The 17,836-nt window shown below is 72.8% G+C and carries 16 protein-coding genes; 12 read left to right on the forward strand and 4 right to left on the reverse strand.

Annotated features, from left to right (window positions below; translation table 11 throughout):
* From murG to ACZ6RT_RS13695, 8 genes are all read left to right on the forward strand, one after another.
* Positions 1-1,098 carry an undecaprenyldiphospho-muramoylpentapeptide beta-N-acetylglucosaminyltransferase gene (murG, locus tag ACZ6RT_RS13660; RefSeq protein WP_399192173.1) on the forward strand — a complete coding sequence of 366 codons (1,098 nt, stop codon included), beginning with the start codon at positions 1-3 and terminating at the stop codon, positions 1,096-1,098.
* Between the two features lie 124 nt (positions 1,099-1,222).
* Positions 1,223-2,632, forward strand: a complete 1,410-nt coding sequence (gene murC, locus ACZ6RT_RS13665) for a UDP-N-acetylmuramate--L-alanine ligase (RefSeq protein ID WP_470153664.1) — start codon at positions 1,223-1,225, stop codon at positions 2,630-2,632.
* Between the two features lie 51 nt (positions 2,633-2,683).
* The gene (locus ACZ6RT_RS13670; protein WP_399192169.1) at positions 2,684-3,352 is read left to right on the forward strand and encodes a cell division protein FtsQ/DivIB; all 669 of its coding nucleotides are present in this window, start codon (positions 2,684-2,686) and stop codon (positions 3,350-3,352) included.
* A 225-nt stretch (positions 3,353-3,577) separates the two neighbouring features.
* Positions 3,578-4,999 (forward strand): cell division protein FtsZ, encoded by a 1,422-nt coding sequence (gene ftsZ, locus ACZ6RT_RS13675; protein ID WP_399192167.1) that lies wholly within the window; start codon positions 3,578-3,580, stop codon positions 4,997-4,999.
* A gap of 119 nt (positions 5,000-5,118) precedes the next feature.
* Positions 5,119-5,796, forward strand: a complete 678-nt coding sequence (locus ACZ6RT_RS13680; protein WP_470153818.1) for a YggS family pyridoxal phosphate-dependent enzyme — start codon at positions 5,119-5,121, stop codon at positions 5,794-5,796.
* A gap of 118 nt (positions 5,797-5,914) precedes the next feature.
* The gene (locus ACZ6RT_RS13685) at positions 5,915-6,418 is read left to right on the forward strand and encodes a cell division protein SepF (protein ID WP_344904613.1); all 504 of its coding nucleotides are present in this window, start codon (positions 5,915-5,917) and stop codon (positions 6,416-6,418) included.
* Positions 6,419-6,500: 82 nt separating this feature from the next.
* The gene (locus tag ACZ6RT_RS13690; protein ID WP_344904616.1) at positions 6,501-6,788 is read left to right on the forward strand and encodes a YggT family protein; all 288 of its coding nucleotides are present in this window, start codon (positions 6,501-6,503) and stop codon (positions 6,786-6,788) included.
* 49 nt (positions 6,789-6,837) lie between these two features.
* The gene (locus tag ACZ6RT_RS13695; protein ID WP_344904620.1) at positions 6,838-7,695 is read left to right on the forward strand and encodes a DivIVA domain-containing protein; all 858 of its coding nucleotides are present in this window, start codon (positions 6,838-6,840) and stop codon (positions 7,693-7,695) included.
* A 329-nt stretch (positions 7,696-8,024) separates the two neighbouring features.
* On the opposite strand, the gene ACZ6RT_RS13700 is transcribed toward ACZ6RT_RS13695, so the two are convergent.
* Positions 8,025-8,180 carry a hypothetical protein gene (locus ACZ6RT_RS13700; RefSeq protein WP_470153667.1) on the reverse strand — a complete coding sequence of 52 codons (156 nt, stop codon included), beginning with the start codon at positions 8,178-8,180 and terminating at the stop codon, positions 8,025-8,027.
* A 723-nt stretch (positions 8,181-8,903) separates the two neighbouring features.
* The gene (locus ACZ6RT_RS13705) at positions 8,904-9,878 is read right to left on the reverse strand and encodes a pentapeptide repeat-containing protein (protein WP_470153669.1); all 975 of its coding nucleotides are present in this window, start codon (positions 9,876-9,878) and stop codon (positions 8,904-8,906) included.
* Between ACZ6RT_RS13705 and ACZ6RT_RS13710 the strand changes: the two genes are divergently transcribed.
* Positions 9,853-10,023 (forward strand): hypothetical protein, encoded by a 171-nt coding sequence (locus ACZ6RT_RS13710; protein ID WP_470153671.1) that lies wholly within the window; start codon positions 9,853-9,855, stop codon positions 10,021-10,023. The genes ACZ6RT_RS13705 and ACZ6RT_RS13710 overlap by 26 nt on opposite strands.
* A gap of 184 nt (positions 10,024-10,207) precedes the next feature.
* Here the strand turns inward: ACZ6RT_RS13710 and ileS are convergent, their stop codons facing one another.
* Complete coding sequence (gene ileS / locus ACZ6RT_RS13715; protein ID WP_470153673.1) at positions 10,208-13,360, reverse strand: isoleucine--tRNA ligase; 3,153 nt, start codon at positions 13,358-13,360, stop codon at positions 10,208-10,210.
* Between the two features lie 475 nt (positions 13,361-13,835).
* On the opposite strand from ileS, the gene ACZ6RT_RS13720 reads away from it, so the two are divergent.
* From ACZ6RT_RS13720 to ACZ6RT_RS13730, 3 genes are all read left to right on the forward strand, one after another.
* Positions 13,836-14,255: a TraR/DksA family transcriptional regulator gene (locus ACZ6RT_RS13720; RefSeq protein ID WP_399192156.1), complete on the forward strand. Its 420-nt coding sequence runs from the start codon at positions 13,836-13,838 to the stop codon at positions 14,253-14,255.
* A 71-nt stretch (positions 14,256-14,326) separates the two neighbouring features.
* On the forward strand, positions 14,327-14,905 hold the full coding sequence (locus ACZ6RT_RS13725) for a signal peptidase II (protein WP_399192154.1): 579 nt from the start codon (positions 14,327-14,329) through the stop codon (positions 14,903-14,905).
* Positions 14,898-15,827: an RluA family pseudouridine synthase gene (locus ACZ6RT_RS13730; RefSeq protein WP_399192152.1), complete on the forward strand. Its 930-nt coding sequence runs from the start codon at positions 14,898-14,900 to the stop codon at positions 15,825-15,827. The genes ACZ6RT_RS13725 and ACZ6RT_RS13730 overlap by 8 nt, the downstream gene beginning before the upstream one ends.
* 192 nt (positions 15,828-16,019) lie before the next feature.
* Here the strand turns inward: ACZ6RT_RS13730 and ACZ6RT_RS13735 are convergent, their stop codons facing one another.
* On the reverse strand, positions 16,020-17,660 hold the full coding sequence (locus ACZ6RT_RS13735; protein ID WP_399192150.1) for a serine/threonine-protein kinase: 1,641 nt from the start codon (positions 17,658-17,660) through the stop codon (positions 16,020-16,022).
* Between the last annotated feature and the right edge of the window lie 176 nt (positions 17,661-17,836).

The raw sequence follows: 17,836 nt of genomic DNA on the forward strand, positions 1-17,836 counted from the left end.
ATGAGGGTGGTCCTCGCCGGTGGCGGGACGGCCGGTCACATCGAACCGGCGCTGGCCCTGGCCGACGCGCTGCGCAGACTCGACCCCGACATCGCCATCACCTGCCTCGGCACCGAGCGCGGCCTGGAGACCCGGCTGGTGCCGGCCAGGGGGTACGAGCTGGAGCTGGTGCCCGCGGTGCCGCTGCCGCGCGCCCTGACACCCCAGCTGCTGAGCGTGCCGGGCCGCCTGGCGGGCGCCGTCAACGCGGCCGCCGCCATCATGGACCGCGTCCGGGCCGACGTGCTGGTCGGCTTCGGCGGCTACGTGGCGACCCCGGCCTACCTGGGGGCGCGCCGGCGCGGCGTGCCGATCGTGGTGCACGAGGCCAACCCGCGTCCCGGCCTGGCCAACCGGCTGGGCGCGCGCCTGACCGAGCACGTCTTCACCGGGCACCCGGACACCCCGCTGAGCAACGCCGAGTACGTCGGCATCCCGCTGCGCCGCGAGATCGCCGACCTGGACCGGCTCTCCATGGGCGACAAGGCGCGCTCCTGGTTCGGCCTGGAGGCCGACCTGCCGACGCTGCTGGTCACCGGCGGCTCCCAGGGGGCCCGCTCGCTCAACCGGGCGGCCCTGGCCGCCGCCCCCGCGCTGCGCCGCGCCGGCGTGCAGGTGCTGCACGTCATCGGGCCGAAGAACACCCTGGAACAGGAGCCGCCACCCCCGGGCGACCCGCAGTACGTCGTGCTGCAGTACGTCGACCGGATGGACCTGGCCTACGCCGCGGCCGACTTCGTCCTGTGCCGCAGCGGCGCCATGACCTGCGCCGAGCTGACCGCGGTGGGCCTGCCGGCGGTGTACGTCCCGCTGCCGCACGGCAACGGCGAGCAGCGGCTCAACGCCACGCCGATCGTGCAGGGCGGCGGAGGCATGATGGTCGACGACGCCGAGCTGTCGCCGGAGTGGATCGTGCACAACGTGCTGCCCGTCCTGCGCGACCCCGAGCGGGTCGTCGGCATGTCGGAGGCGGCCTCCAGGATGGGCAGGAAGGACGCCGACGTGGCGCTGGCGCACCGGGTGCTGCGCGTGGCGGCGCAGGGCAGGGCCGCCGGATGAGCGCGCGGGCGGGCGCACGGCGGATCCGGCGCGGCGCTCACCCGGCGCGGCACGGGTGGACAGGGGCGCGAACGGGTGGGACACGAGGCCGCCGGCGCGGCGTACGAGGAGGAGTGAGCGGCCGATGAGCCTTGTCAAGCTGGTGGATCCGGTCGCGGCCGGCGACCTGGGGCGGGTCCACTTCATCGGGATCGGCGGTTCCGGCATGTCCGGGATCGCGCGCATCCTGCTCAAGCGGGGCGTGCCGGTCTCCGGCAGCGACGCGCGCGGGTCCGAGATGGTGACCGAGCTGCGGGAGCTGGGGGCGAGGATCCACATCGGCCACGCCGCCTCGCACATCAGGCAGGTCGACACCGTCGTGGTCTCCACCGCGATCCGCGACTCCAACCCCGAGCTGGGCGAGGCGCTCCGCCAGGGCCTGCGGGTCATCCCCAGGGCCGCGGCGCTCGCCTCGGTGATGGCGGGCAGGACCGGGGTGGCGCTGGCCGGCACCCACGGCAAGACCACCACCACCTCGATGCTCACCGTGGCCCTGCAGAAGTGCGGCGCCGACCCCTCGTACTGCGTGGGCGGGCAGCTGGTGACGACCGGGCTGGGTGCCGACGAGGGCTCGGGCACGGTGTTCGTCGCCGAGGCCGACGAGAGCGACGGGTCGTTCCTGATGCTGGCCCCCGACATCGCGGTGGTGACCAACGTCGAGCCCGACCACCTGGACAACTACGGCGACCCGCGCGCCGTGCACGACAGTTTCGCCCGCTTCGTCGAGCGCGTCGGCACCACCGTGGTGCTCTGCGCCGACGACCCCGGCTCGGCCGCGCTGATCCCGATCGCCCGCGCCCGCGGCCTGAAGGTCGTCACCTACGGCGAGTCCGGGGAGGCCGACCTGAGGGTGAGCGACATCACCCCCGAGGGGCTGGGCCTGAGCTTCAGGCTCGGCGGCCACGGTGAGGTCAGGCTCGCCGTGCCCGGCCGCCACAACGCGCTCAACGCGGCCTCGGCCATCGCGGTGGCCGGTGAGCTGGGCGTCTCCTTCGGGGAGATCCGCGACGGCCTGGCGCTCTTCACCGGCGCCAAGCGGCGCTTCGAGGCCAAGGGCGAGGCGGGCGGGGTGGCGGTCTTCGACAGCTACGCCCACCACCCGACCGAGCTCGCCGCCGACCTGCGCGCGGCCCGGGACGTGGTCGCGTCCTTCGCCTCCGGCGACGGCAGGGTCATCGCGGTCTTCCAGCCGCACCTGTACTCGCGCACCAGGTTCTTCGCCGACGAGTTCGGCACCGCGCTCGGCCTGGCCGACGAGGCCATCGTGCTGGACGTCTACGGCGCCCGCGAGGACCCCGAGCCGGGGGTGTCGGGGGCGCTGGTGGCGGGCAAGGTGACGCTGCCCGCCGAGCGGGTGGCCTACGCGCCCGACCGGGACGGGGTGCCCGCCCTGGTGGCGGGCCGGGCCCGGCCCGGTGACATCGTCCTGACCATGGGCGCGGGCGACGTGACCGAGCTGGGGCCCAGGATCGTGGCGGAGCTGGCCGCGCGGTGACGCGCGCCGGCGGGTTCGGGCCCACCGCGGAGGGGCGGTGATGAACCGGTGATGAACGGGGTGTGGAGATCGGGCGTCCTGGTGCTGCTCACCGTGGCGGTCGTCGGCATCGCCGCCTGGCTGGTGTTCTTCTCGCCGGTGCTCGGGGTGCGGGAGATCGAGGTCGTGGGCAACGCGGACGTGTCGGACGAGCAGATCCGGCGGACGGCGCAGGTGGCCGACGGCAGGCCGCTGGCCACGGTCGACGTGGCCGAGGTCACCTCCAGGATCCGCGCCATCCCGCAGGTCGAGTCGGTGAAGGTCAGCCGCACCTGGCCGGACACGCTGCGGGTGCAGGTCGTCGAGCGCGAGCCGGTGGCGGTGGTGCCGGCCGGCGGCCGGTCCGCGCTGATGGACCGGCACGGGGTGGTCGTCGAGGTCAGGGACGTGGCCCCGCCGGTCCTGCCCGTGCTGCGGGTGGCCCGGCCCGGCCCCGGGGACCCGGCGACCGCGGCGGCGCTCACCGTCATCACCGCGCTGCCGGACGATCTGGCGCGCCGGGTCGCGGAGGTGCTCGCCCCCTCGGCGGAGACGGTCTCGCTCCGCCTCAAGGACGGCCGCTCGGTCGTCTGGGGCGGCGGCGACCGTCCCGCCGACAAGGCGCGCATCCTTGTTACGCTGCTCGAACGCCGGGCCGACAGCTATGACGTCAGTTCGCCTGACGTGGTGACCGTCAAGTGATCTCATCGAAGGGCGGGCCTTCCCGGAAAAGGACGGCCCGCGACACGCTGGACGTGCTTGCGGCGCGGTTAGTTGACCCGCCAGGAGCGCAACTCCTACTGTCCGTATCACTCCTCAGGTTGACATAAAGCTAAATCTCAACTTGAGGGTGAGGGTTTCAAAAACGACGGCACGGGCCCCGTGCCGCATGAAATTGCAAGTCAACGAGCGGAAAGGCCCCTCGTCGTGGCAGCACCGCAGAACTACCTCGCGGTCATCAAGGTTGTAGGAATCGGCGGAGGCGGAGTCAACGCCGTCAACCGGATGATCGAGGAGGGACTCAAGGGCGTCGAGTTCATCGCCATCAATACCGACGCCCAGGCGCTGCTGATGAGTGACGCCGACGTCAAGCTCGACGTCGGGCGGGAGCTCACCCGCGGCCTCGGCGCGGGGGCGAACCCCGAGGTCGGGCGCAAGGCGGCCGAGGACCACCGCGAGGAGATCGAAGAGGTCCTCAAGGGTGCCGACATGGTCTTCGTCACCGCCGGTGAGGGCGGCGGCACCGGCACCGGCGGCGCCCCCGTGGTGGCCAACATCGCCCGCACGCTGGGCGCGCTGACCATCGGCGTGGTGACCCGGCCCTTCAGCTTCGAGGGCCGGCGCAGGGCGATGCAGGCCGACGCCGGGATCGAGACCCTCCGCGAGGAGGTCGACACCCTCATCGTGATCCCGAACGACCGGCTGCTGTCGATCTCCGACCGGCAGGTGAGCGTGCTGGACGCCTTCAAGGCGGCCGACCAGGTGCTGCTCTCCGGTGTCCAGGGCATCACCGACCTGATCACCACCCCCGGCCTGATCAACCTCGACTTCGCCGACGTGAAGTCCGTCATGTCCGGGGCCGGTTCGGCCCTGATGGGCATCGGTCACGCGCGCGGCGACGACCGCTCGGTCGCCGCGGCCGAGATGGCCGTGTCCAGCCCGCTGCTGGAGGCCAGCATCGACGGCGCGCACGGCGTGCTGCTGTCCATCGCCGGTGGTTCCGACCTCGGCCTGTTCGAGATCAACGAGGCGGCCCAGCTCGTCTCCACCGCCGCGGCTCCGGACGCCAACATCATCTTCGGTACGGTCATCGACGACGCCCTCGGCGACGAGGTGCGCGTCACCGTGATCGCCGCCGGGTTCGACGAGCCCGAGCCCGCGCCCAAGCAGCTCGCGCAGCCGGCCGCGCGTCCCCAGCAGGCCACGCGTCCCGCCCCGGCACCGCAGGCCGCCCCGGTCCGGCCGCTGGCCCCCACGGTCAAGAACGAGCCGCGCTCCGAGCTCCGGCACGAGCCGCGGCACGAGGGCCGCCACGAGGCCAGGCCCGAGCCCAGGGTGGAGCACGCCCCGCCCCCGTCGGTGCGGCCGGTCGCCACCCCGCAGCCCGCGCCCGTGGAGCAGCCCGCCCAGCAGATCCACCCGGTCCAGCCCGCGTCCTCCCCGTCCGAGGGCGGCGAGCCGCACCGCGGGGAGGAGCCGCACACCCCGCCGCTGTCGATCCCGCGTCCCGCCCCCGAGCCGTCACAGCCCACGCCGATCTCCGCGCGGGTCCCGGACCCGGCCCGGCGCCGACCAGTGATCTTCGAGGAGCAGGAGGAGGAGCTGGACGTCCCCGACTTCCTCAAGTGAGATCGGTCACCCCGGGAACGGGGGACGAGCGCCCCGCCGCGCCGGCGGGAGCCGACGGGGACGGCTCCGCGGACCGGCCGGCCGGCGCGGACGCGGCGCAGGCGACACGACGTGACGAGATCGCGGCCGGCCTGGCCCGGGTCGAGGCGGAGATCGCCGAGGCCTGCCGGGCGGCCGGACGTCACCGCGAGGAGCTGACGCTCGTCGCGGTGAGCAAGACCTACCCCGCCTCCGACGTGCGGCTGCTGGCCGGGCTCGGCATCACCGACGTGGGGGAGAACCGCGACCAGGAGGCCTCGGCCAAGGCGCGCGACTGCGCCGGCCTGGACCTGCGCTGGCACTTCATCGGCCAGCTGCAGACCAACAAGGCCCGCTCGGTGGTCGGCTACGCCGACGTCGTCCACTCGGTCGACCGCCCGCGCCTGGTCACCGCGCTCAACCGGGAGGCGCTCGCGGCGGGACGCCGGATCACCTGCCTGGTGCAGGTGGCCCTGGACGGGGACCCGGCCAGGGGCGGCGCGCGGCCCGAGGAGGTCGAGGCGCTGGCGGACGCCGTCGCCGGTGCCGGAGGACTCGCGCTCGGCGGGGTGATGGCGGTCGCCCCCCTCGGCCAGGACCCCGGCAGGGCGTTCGCCCGGCTGCGGGAGATCGCGCACTCCGTCCGCGAGGCCCACCCCGAGGCCGTCGTCGTCTCGGCAGGGATGAGCGGGGACCTGTCCCAGGCCATTGCCAACGGCGCGACACACCTGCGTGTTGGTACGGCGTTGCTCGGTCGCAGGAAGCCCTTCGTCAGGTAATGTCCCTTCAAGTGGACCTTGGCATCCACGTGTCCTGACAGCGGTCGAACGGTGGTGAGCTCAAGGCGGTCGGCCGGCCCCTCGGGCGCATCGAGGTAAGACGGAGGAAGAAGTAGCGATGGCCGGCGCGATGCGCAAGATGGCGGTCTACCTCGGTCTTGTCGAGGACGACCGTTACGAGAGATACGACAGCTACCCCGACGACGAGTACGAGGAGTTCGACGACACGCGCCGCGAGGGCGACGAGCGCCCTGGCACGGTCCACGACCTTCCGGACGACACCGACCCGGCCGTACCCGCCGTCAGGCCCGCGACGGCCGTCCTGGAGCGTCGTACGACCGATCTGGCACGCATCACCACCCTTCACCCCCGTACGTACAACGAGGCGCGGACCATCGGCGAGCACTTCCGGGACGGCACACCGGTCATCATGAATCTGACCGAGATGGTTGACAGTGACGCAAAGCGCCTCGTCGATTTCGCGGCAGGTCTGGTCTTTGGCCTACACGGCAGCATTGAACGTGTTACCAACAAGGTGTTCCTGTTGTCCCCAGCCAATGTCGAGGTGACCGCCGAGGACAAGGCCCGAATCGCGGAACGCGGATTCTTCAACCAGAGCTAGAGTTCCATCATGAACAGTGACCGGCCCGACAGGTCCCGACGGGGCAGCGGACGGCGGAGCGAAGTGGAGGCGGGGGCGGACCGTGGAGATCGTTAGTGGGGTCCTGGTCTTTGTCCTGTCGATCTACCTCGTTCTGCTGATCGGCAGAATGATCTTGGAGACGGTGCAGGCGTTCGCCCGTCAGTGGCGGCCCACCGGCATCGTCCTGGTGCTGGCGGAGCTCGTATACACGGTGACCGACCCACCTCTCAAGTTCCTCCGCCGTTTCATTCCACCACTCCGGTTGGGTACGGTGGCCTTTGACCTAAGCTTCACACTGCTGTTCATCTTGGTCGTGGTCTTGATCCAACTCGTGTCCGCGCGTTTTTGATCGGGTACCGTCCCCCCGGACAGACTCCAAGCGCGCCAAGGAGACCGAAATGCCGTTGACGCCCGCCGACGTGCGGAACAAGCAATTCAGTACGACCCGCCTCAGGCCGGGCTACGACGAGGAGGAGGTAGACGCCTTCCTCGACGAGGTCGAGTCCGAGTTGGACCGTCTCATCCAGGAGAACGAGGAGCTCCGCGCCAAGCTGGCGGAGTGCCTGCGGGGCAAGGTGCCCGGCGGGATGGGCATGGCCATGGCGCCGGCCCCCATCGCCGAGCCCAAGCCCGAGATGATGATGCAGCAGCCGGAGCCGATGCGCGCTCCCGAGCCGGTGCAGCACCAGCAGCCCGTCCCGGTCGGCATGGGAATGCCCCCGGCCGAGGACAACATGGACACCGCCGCGCGCGTGCTCGCCCTCGCGCAGCAGACCGCGGACCAGGCCATCGCGGACGCCCGCCGGGAGGCGGACGAGACCGTGACCCGTGCGCGCCGCGAGGCCGACGACATCCTCGGCAAGGCGCGCCGCCAGGCCGAGCAGGTCATCGGTGACGCCCGTGCCCGCGCCGAGACGCTGGAGCGCGACGCGCAGGAGCGGCACCGCCAGGCCATGGGCTCGCTGGTGCAGACCCGTGACGAGCTGGAGCGCAAGGTCGAGGAGCTGCGCAGCTTCGAGCGCGAGTACCGCAGCCGCCTGAAGCTGTACCTGGAGAACCAGCTGGCCGAGCTGAACGTCGCCGCCGAGGGCAGCGGCGGGTTCCCGATCGTGAGCGGGCCCCCGGCCATGTCCCACGCGGTGGCTCCCGGCGGTCAGCCGACGCTGCAGAGCGCGCCCAACCCGTTCGGTGGCGAGCCCTCGCAGCATTCGGGCGCCTTCCAGGGTGTTGACGGTCCTCACAACGACCGCCGCTAAGGTGTCGGGTCATTCCTTTGACCCGCATCCGGGAGTCTCTCTGTGATCCTCATCAGCGCCGGTCTGGTACTCACGGCCATCATCCTGCTCATCGCGGGGTTCGTGCTGGCCGAGCTGTACCTGGTCGTATGGTCGATCGCGGTCAGCATGCTGTCCGCCGTCTTCCTGGTGATCGGGGCGTTGTTGCGCCGCCACGAGCTGTTCCCCGGCGGGCGCGCCGGGGCCTCCGAGCCCTCCGGCCCGCAGGGACCGGTGCCGGCCGGGCCGATGCCCGTACCGCACGGAATGCCGAACCGGCCTCCCACGGCAGCGCACCCGGCGGCAGCGCATCAGGTCGCGGTGCACCCCGCGGCAGCGCACCACGGGATGCGGCCGCAGGTGCCCGTCGTCCCGGGCCGGCCGCGCAGCGGCCCGGTGACCGGGCCCGCCACCGCAACGACGGCGAGGCGGGACTCCCTGCCCGCCGACGCGATCGTCCTGGTCATCCCGGGACGCAAGCGTTACCACGTCGAGGGATGCCGTCAGCTGGCCGGCAGGGAGCATGAGGAGCTCACCCACGAGGAGGCGCGCGAGGAGGGCTTCACGCCCTGCACCACGTGCCTGCCCGACCCGGTGGCCGGGACCCGGCCGCAGGACGACCCGTCAGGGGTACGGGAACCCGCCGGGTCGCTGACCGTCTCCCGCGAGCTCCGCGAACTCCGCGAGTCCGGTCCCGCAGACGGCCCCGGTGAGCCCGGCTCCGCACGGCCCGCCCAGCGCGAGACCGCCACCACCCGCTTCGCCTCCCCGTACGGATCGGTGACGCCGTCCGCCGGGCAGGGGGCCACGGGTTCCACCGGCTCCGGTTCCGGTTCCACCGGTTCCACGGGGCACGGGTCCACCGGCAGGACGCCTTCTGCGGCGCGACCCGAGTCGGCGCGATCCGAGTCCGCGAGGACCGAGTCCTCGGCGTCCGACTCCGCAAGGGCCGAGTCCCCGAGGGCCGGTTTCGCCGCCTCGCAGGCTCGCCCCCACGACTCCCAGGACCCGGGCACCCGTCCCGGGACCTCGCAGCGCGGGCCGGGCTCGCCGTCCGCCGGAGACGACGCCCCGGCGGGGCGGGAGCAGGGCGCCGCGTCCCGGGAGACGTCCGCGGCCCGCGAGACCACCGTGTTCCGCCAGGAGGGAGCGCGCTCCCCGCAGGAGCCCGCCGTTCCGGTGGCACGGCCCTACGTCCACTCCTCCGAACCGCAGAAGAGGCCCCAGGAGCCCGAGAGGGCCCCGGCCCGGGCCATGGACGCGCCCACCCCCGCGCTGCCGATCCGGCTGCCGAAGATCCCCGAGATCCCGCATGCCGCGTCCGAGGCGACCAGCTGGTTCAGCCGCGACGCGGTCACCCGGACACCCGCGGCCGAACCGGAGAACCCGACCGGGCCGGAGACGCCCGCCCGGCCCTCCGAGCCCGAGGTCGAGCCCGAGGCCAAGGCCGACGCCGGTCCGTCCGCGACGTCCGCCGGGTCCACGCCTCCCACGTCCACGCCTCCCACGTCCACGGCGCCCGAGCCCGCGGCGCCCGAGCCCGCGGTGTCCGGGCCCGCCTCCTCCGGCAGCCGGGCCGAGACGCCCGGGGAGGGGCGTGACGGGGCGTCCGAGCGCACCGGACGGGAGAGCGACGGGAAGGACGCCGTCGCCTCCACCGCCGTCGCCTCCACCGTGGCCGCCGAGACCGGTTCCGAGCCGGAGGAGCCGGAGGCCGCCGAGCCGGAGCCCACGAGGCCGAAGCTCGCACGACCCGCGTTCACCGAGTCCGGGAGCGCCACCTCCGAGGGCGGTGGTCCAGCGAAGGGCACCGGAGAAGCCGGTGACGAGGCCGTGCCCGCGACGCGGGAGGAGGGCCCCGGTTCGGAAGGGCCCGACACGGCGTCAGAGAGCGAGGCGGACGGGAAGACGGCGCCGGAGAGCACGGCGTCCCAGAGCACCGCGTCCGAGAGCACGGCGTCCCAGAGCACCGCGTCCGAGAGCCCGGCCTCCGGAGATGCGGCGTCCGAAGGTGTGGCGTCCGGGGACGCGACCCCCACCGGGGACGGGCGCTCCTCCGACCGGGACGATGACGACACCTCTCCCGGTGGCATCCCCGCCGTCAAGGACGAGTCGCCCTCCGACGACCGCAAGGAGGCGGTGGACGACGCCACCGTCATGGTCATCGTCGGCACCCGCCGCTTCCACGACCCGGCCTGCCCCCTCCTCAAGGGCGTGGGCGACGGCGGGGTCGAGTCCACGACGCTCGGCGAGGCGGAGAAGGCCGGGCTGAGCACCTGCTCGGTCTGCCTGAACGACGCCGCGTCCTGAACGACGCCGCGTCCTGAACGGACCGGTCCCGAGGTCGTCCTCGGGACCCGTCGCTTCCGGACCCGTCGGCTTCAGGGACGGCCCGACGCCCTCGCCACCGGACCACCGGACGGCGTACGTCCCGCGGTCCTTCTCCCGCCCGGTCACCGGGCGGGAGAAGGACCGTGAACCGATCGGGAGCCGGTCAGGAGGCGACGCGGCGGAGCTGGAAGGTCAGGCCCAGCTCGTCATCGCGGTGGACGGGGAGGTCCTCGGCGCCGCCCTCGGTGAGCGAGACGGCCAGGACCTCGGTGGACACGGTCCGGCCCTCGGTCCGCAGCGCCTCGGCCAGGTCGGCGTCGTCGGTGGACCACCACACGTCGATCCGGTCGGAGATCGCCAGGCCGGTGGACTTGCGGGTGTCCTGGAGCAGGCGGACGACGTCGCGGATCAGGCCCGAGCGGCGCAGCTCGTCGGTGATGGTCAGGTCGAGGGCGACGGTCTCCCCGGCCCCGCTCTCCACCGCCCAGCCCGACCTCGGCTGCTCGGTGACGATCACGTCCTCGGTGCCGAGCTCCACCACGCCCAGCTCGCCCACCTCCACCGCGACCGGCGCGCCGGTACGCAGGGCCGCGGCCAGCCAGGCGGGTTCGGCGGAGGTGACGGCCGCGGCGACCAGCTTGGTCTGCGAGCCGAACCGCTTGCCCAGCGCCCGGAAGTTGGGCTTGACGGTGAAGGAGACCAGGTCGGCGCCGATCCCGGACAGGTCCTCCAGGCCCTTCACGTTGAGCTCCTCGGCGACCAGCTCGCGCAGCTCCACGGGCAGCGCGGCCCAGCCCGGGGCACCGACCAGGGCGCGGCCCAGCGGCTGACGGGTCTTCACCCCGCTGGAGGCGCGGGCCGAGCGGCCCAGCTCGACCAGGCGGCGGACCAGGGCCATCCGCTCCGACAGCTCCGGGTCCAGCAGCTCGGCGTTCACCTCGGGCCAGGTGGCCAGGTGGACCGAGGACGGGGAGCCCGCGTCGCGGAGCACGTCCCAGACGTAGTCGGTGGTGAAGGGCACCACCGGCGCCATCAGCCGGGTGACGGTCTCCAGGCACTCGTACAGCGTGGCGAACGCCGCGGTGTCCCCGGCCCAGAACCTGCGGCGGGAGCGCCGCACGTACCAGTTGGACAGGTCGTCGAGGAACTCCGCGAGCCGCCGCCCGACCCGGGCGGTGTCGAAGACGTCCATCGACGCGGTGACCTCGGCCACGGTCCGGTGCAGCTCGGCCAGGGCCCAGCGGTCGATCAGCGGGCGCTCCGCGTACGCGGGCGCCTCGGCCAGGTGCGCCGGTGACCAGGACTCGGCGTTGGCGTACAGGGTGAAGAAGGAGGCGGTGTTCCAGTACGTGAGCAGGACCTTGCGGACGATCTCCTCCAGGGCGCCGTGCCCGACCCTGCGGGCGGCCCAGGGGGAGCCGGAGCAGGCCATGTACCAGCGCAGCGCGTCGGCGCCGTGCCGGTCCATCAGCGGCATCGGCTGGAGCACGTTGCCCAGGTGCTTGCTCATCTTGCGGCCGTCCTCGGCCAGGATCAGGCCGAGGCAGAGCACGTTCTCGTAGGAGGACCGGTCGAAGACGAGCGTGCCGACCGCCATCAGCGAGTAGAACCAGCCGCGGGTCTGGTCGGTGGCCTCGCAGATGAACTGCGCCGGGTAGGCCTTGTCCAGCATCTCCGCGTTGCGGTACGGCGCCCCCCACTGGGCGAACGGCATCGAGCCCGAGTCGTACCAGGCGTCGATCACGTCCGGCACCCGGCGCGCCTCGTTCCCGCAGGTGGGGCAGGGCAGCGTGACGTCGTCCACGTAGGGGCGGTGCGGGTCGAGCGCGGAGACGTCCTGCCCGGACAGCCGGCCCAGCTCCTCCAGCGAGCCGACGCAGGTGACGTGCGACTCGTCGACGGTGCAGACCCACAGCGGCAGCGGGGTGCCCCAGTAGCGCGAACGCGACAGCGACCAGTCGACGTTGTTGCGCAGCCACTCGCCGAAGCGGCCCCACTTGATCGTGTCGGGGTACCAGCCGGTCTTCTCGTTCTCGGCGAGCATCCGGTCCTTGATCGCGGTGGTGCGGATGTACCAGGCGGGCAGGGCGTAGTACAGCAGCGCGGTGTGGCAGCGCCAGCAGTGCGGGTAGCTGTGCTCGAAGTGGCCGCCCCGGTACAGCAGGCCGCGTTCCCGCAGGTCGGCCGTGAGGTCCTCGTCGGCCTCCTTGAAGAACCGGCCGCCGACCTGCGGCACGGTGTCGAGGAAGCGTCCGTCGGGGCCGATCGGGTTGACCACGGGCAGCCCGTAGCGCTTGCAGGTCGCCATGTCGTCGGCGCCGAAGGCGGGGGCCTGGTGGACCAGGCCGGTGCCGTCCTCGGTGGTGACGTAGTAGCCGAGCACCACGTAGTGCGCGCCGGGGATGTCGACCAGGTCGAAGGGGCGCGTGTAGGTGGTGTGCTCCAGCTCGGTGCCGGTGAAGGAGGCCAGCACCTCGGCGCCCTCGCCCAGGGCGGCGTCCAGCAGCGGCTCGGCCACCACCAGGACCTCGTCGGAACCGGCAGGGCGGGCCGCCACGTAGGTCACGTCGGGGTGCACGGCCACCGCGGTGTTGGAGACCAGCGTCCACGGCGTGGTGGTCCAGATCAGCAGCGAGGCGCCCAGCTCGGCCAGCGGGCCGGAGGTGGCGGGCATGCGGACGTGGACCGAGGGGCTGGTGACGGTCTCGTAGCCGCCCGGCTGGCCCAGCTCGTGGTCGGACAGGCCGGTGCCGCAGCGGGGGCAGTACGGGGTGATCCGGAAGTCGCGGAAGAGCAGGTCCTTGTCGAAGATGACCTTGAGCGACCACCAGACGGACTCCACGTACTCGGGGTCCATCGTGCGGTAGGCCTGGGACAGGTCGATCCAGTAGCCCATCCGCTCGGTCATCTGCTCGAAGGCGTCCACGTGCTTCAGCACGGACTCGCGGCACCTGTCGTTGAACTCGGCGATGCCGTACTCCTCGATCGCCTTCTTGCCGGACAGGCCGAGCGACTTCTCGACGGCGACCTCGACGGGCAGGCCGTGGCAGTCCCAGCCGGCCTTGCGCGGCACGCTGTAGCCCCGCATCGACTTGTAGCGGGGGAAGACGTCCTTGAAGACGCGGGCCTCGACGTGGTGGACGCCGGGCATGCCGTTGGCGGTGGGCGGGCCCTCGTAGAAGACCCAGGTCGGGGCGCCCGCCTTCTGCTCGACCGAGCGCTCGAAGATCTTGCCGTCCTGCCAGCGGCCGAGCACCTCGTGCTCGATCGCGGGAAGGTCGACCTGCGCGGGAAGGGAGCGGAAATGGGCGGACATGATGGGCGGGACCTCCACGCTGGAAACCGGCTGTGGCGTGGAGGGACGAGGCCGTCGGGCCCCGCGGTACCACCCTCCTTGACCCCTCCGCGCGGAGAGGCCCTCTTCCTTGGGTCTGCTGCCGGGTCTAGTGGGCCGCGGACCCTGGCGGGTCACCGCGGCCGTTCTTCCGGCGGCTCCGGGGTGATCTTCCCACCGCGCCTCGCCCCGGGCTCACACCGTCCCCGGGTCGCTCGTGCGAGGGGATGCGGAGGTGGCTGTCCCCATCAACGCCCTGCAGGCTCACACGATAACGCACCCGCAGGGTGGAGGCTTCCGGATGTCGGGGGGCGTAGGACGGAATCAGGAAGAAGCGACCGGATGTTACTGGAGTGGTAAACATCACGGCGGGTCGTTTGCCGTTCTGTTATGGGGGACCTAAGCTGCCCGCACCGTTTACCACATCGGATACGGTCCATCGAACAAGGAGGCCGCCATGGCCGCGACCGTGCGCGCAGACAACAGCGCGGTGGCGTCGTCGAAGGACGGCGCCGTCGTCACCTGGTCGGCCGAGGAGCTCGCGGAGGTCCGCGGGCAGCTTGCCGAGGAGGTCCGTGAGCTCACCGAGGAGATCGCGAAGTCCGAGACGGAGATCGCGTCGAGCGACGTGACGGACGGGGCGGGTGACGACCAGGCGGACGCCGGAGCCCGTACGTATGAACGCGAGCGTGAAATCGCCCTTACCCTGAACTCGCGCGATCTGGTCGCGCAGAACGAGCGAGCGATCGCCCGGATCGACGCGGGGACCTACGGAGTGTGCGAATCGTGCCATCAGCCGATCGGAAAGGAGCGCCTTCAGGCGTTTCCGAGGGCGACGCTCTGCGTGGCCTGCAAGCAGCGGGAGGAGCGCCGCTGACCGGCGACACCGGCACCGGTGACCCCGGCGACACCGGCGGGCCCCGCGGCACCGGTGACACCGGCGATGTCGTGGACGGGGCGGTCCCGGCCGCCCCGCTCGCAAGACGGCGGGTCGCCGTGCTCGCGGTGATCGTCCCGATCGTCTACGTCCTCGACCTCGCCACCAAGACGCTGGTGCTGAGGACGCTGGAGGGCAGGGAACCCCTCGTGGTCGTCCCCGGCCTGCTCCAGTTCCGGGTGATCTTCAACTCCGGGGCCGCCTTCGGCCTCGGCACCGGGATGACGATCGTCTTCACCTGTGTCGCCGCCGCCGTCGTGGTGGCGATCCTGCGCACCGCGCGCAACCTGCGCAGCCTGCCCTGGGCGATCACGCTGAGCCTGCTGCTCGGCGGGGCGATGGGCAACCTCACCGACCGGCTCTTCCGCTGGCCCTCGGGCTTCGGCCCCGGGCGTCCCTCACCGCTGCAGGGGCACGTGGTCGACTTCGTGGAGACCTTCCCCGGGCACTTCCCGGTCTGGAACGTGGCCGACTCGGCGATCGTCTGCGGCGGGATCCTGGCGGTCCTGCTGGCCTGGCGCGGTTACCAGATCGACGGCACCCGCGACACCGGGTCCACGCGGGACGCGAAGGGGAACGACGATGACTGACCGGCGGAGCCTCCCGGTGCCCGACGGGCTGGAGGGCGAGCGGCTCGACGCCGCCCTGTCGCGCCTGTTCGGCCTCTCCCGCACCCGCGCGGCCGAGCTGATCGTCGCCGGTGACGTGCTGGTGGACGGTTCGACCGCGTCCAAGTCCGACCGGGTGCACGGGGGAGCGTGGCTGGAGGTGACCCTCCCGCCGCCGCCCAGCGCGCCGATGCCGGTGGCCGAACCGGTGCCCGGCATGCAGATCGTGTACGAGGACGACGACATCGTCGTGGTCAACAAGCCCATCGGCGTGGCGGCCCACCCGACCACCGGCTGGACCGGCCCCACCGTGATCGGCGGGCTGCTCGGCACGGGTCACCGGGTGGCCACCAGCGGCGCGGCCGAACGCCAGGGCATCGTGCACCGGCTGGACGCGAACACCACCGGTGCCATGGTCGTCGCCAAGAGCGAGCACGCCTACTCCCACCTCAAGCGGGCCTTCAAGGAACGCACGGTCGACAAGCGCTACCACGCGCTGGTTCAGGGGCACCCCGACCCGCACCGCGGCACCGTGGACGCGCCGATCGACCGCCACCCGGTCGGGGACGGCCGCTGGGCGGTCGTGGCCGGGGGCAAGGACTCGATCACCCACTACGACACGATCGAGGCGTTCCGGGCCGCGTCCCTGCTGGACATCAAGCTGGAGACGGGACGGACCCACCAGATCCGGGTCCACATGTCGGCGCTGCGCCACCCGTGCGTCGGCGACATGCTGTACGGGGCCGACCCGACCCTGGCGGCGCGCCTGGGCGTGAGCCGGCAGTGGCTGCACGCGGTCTCGCTGGCCTTCGAGCACCCCTCCACCGGCGAGTGGGTCTCCTTCAGCACCGCCTACCCCGACGACCTGGCGCACGCGCTGAAGGTCGTCGCCGAGGAGTCCTAGCCGGGTCCTCGCCGTGAGCCGGCCCCCGTGGTGAGCCCTCGCGGTGGCCCCCGTCGTGGACCGGCTCTCGGCGTGGAGCGTCCCTCGTCGCGAGCCGGTCCCCGACGAGGGTGAGCCCTTGCCGTGAGCCGGTCCCCGGCGTGGGCGGGCCGGTCCCGGGCCGGTTCCGGGCCGGTGAGGTCCCGGGACTCGTCAGGCCTTCACCTTCGTGACCTTGCCCGGCTTCTTCCACTTCGCCTTCTTGGCGGACGCTCCCTTGGCGGCGGCCCCGGCCTTCTTGGCCTGGCCGGGGGCCTTCGCGCCGAGGGCCTCGGCGCCGGCCCCGGGATCGACCTGCTCGGGGGAGTCACCCTGCTGTCCCTCGCCACCCCCGTCGTCCTGGCCGCCGCCCTCGCCGCCGCCGCTCTCACCGCTCCCGTCGTCCCCGCCGCCGCCCTCGCCGCTCTGGTCCTGCTCCTGGCCCGGCTCGTCGGCCGGGTCCTCGGGGGCCTGGGACTCGTCCTGGGACGGCTCGGCCGAGGGCTTCGACGAGGGCTCGCCCGTCGGGGTCCGGGGGGCCGGCTCGTCGGTCCGGGGCGTGTCCTGGGTGGGACGCGAGGGGGCGTCGCCGTCCCGGGAGGCGTCCTGGCTCGCCGGCACCTTGGCCTGCTCGGCCTCCCCGGTCGGCTTCTTCTTCGAGGGCGGCACGCTCGCCGAGGTCGTCGGCTCGTTCGTGGGCGTGTCCTGGGCGTTGGTGGCGACCCAGATCATCCCGCCGGAGGCCAGCGCGACGGCCACGACCGCCGCGGCCATCCCGGCGACGGCCGGGCGCCTTCTGCGCGGGGCGGGCACGATCGGGGTGGGCTCGGACGGGTCCTGAGGGGGAGGCACGGCGCCCGCGGCGAACGCGGCCGGTGCCGCCTGTGCAGCGGGGACGACCGGCGCCCCGGCTGTCACGGGCGCGCCGCCCGGCGCGGTGACGGCCGCCGCGGCGGTGGCCGTGGGCAGCTCGATCGGTATGGTCGGCTCGGGGGCGACCCCGTTGACCAGGGACGCCAGGTGGGCCTGCACCTCGTGGGCGGGCATGCGCTCGGCCGGGTCCTTGCGGAGCAGACCGAAGATCACCGGAGCGAGCGGCCCGGCGAGCCGCATCGGCTCCGGCTCGTGGTGCATGACGGCGCTGAGCGTCGCCAGCGGGTGGGCCCGCTCGAAGGGGGAGCGTCCCTCGACCGCCACGTACAGCGTCACGCCGAGCGACCACAGGTCGGAGGCGAACTCGGCCGGCCCGCCGGCGGCCCGCTCCGGCGCGATGAACGCCGGGGTGCCGATGAGCGAGCCGGTCCTGGTGATCGAGGAGTCGCCCTCCAGCACCGCGATGCCGAAGTCGGTGAGCACGGCCCGCCCGTCCCTGGCCAGCAGCACGTTGTCCGGCTTCACGTCCCGGTGCAGGACGCCGGCGTGGTGGGCGGCGACCAGCGCGCTCAGCACCTCCAGGCCGATCCGCGCCACCCGCGTCGGCGGCAGCGGCCCGTCCTCCCTGACGACCGCCCCGAGGGTACGGGAGTCGACCAGCTGCATGACGATCCAGGGACGGCCCTCCTCCTCGATCACGTCGTAGACGGTCGCCACCCCCGGATGGCCGACTCGGCCGGCGGCCCTGGCCTCCCTGAGCGTGCGCACGGTGAAGACCTCGCGCTCCGGGCCGGTCAGATCGGGTGAGGGGATGACCTCCTTGACCGCCACCTCACGGCCGAGCACCTCGTCCCGGGCGCGCCAGACCGTCCCCATGCCTCCTCGGCCGATGGGTTCGAGCAGGCGGTAGCGGGCTCCGATGATCCCCTGAGAATCGGTCATGCGCTGGCGAGTACCCAGGATTTCCCTTGGCATTCGGGATAGGTGCCGCGGACCATCACGAAGACACTTCTTTACCCATGATCTACCCAACGGCCTCTCCGGTTCACCGGGAGTTCTCCCGGGCCGCTCGGGGGAGTTCCCGCGCGGGGGCCGTGACGTGCTCCAACGCGGGAACC

Source organism: Streptosporangium sp. NPDC050148 (genome assembly GCF_055586505.1).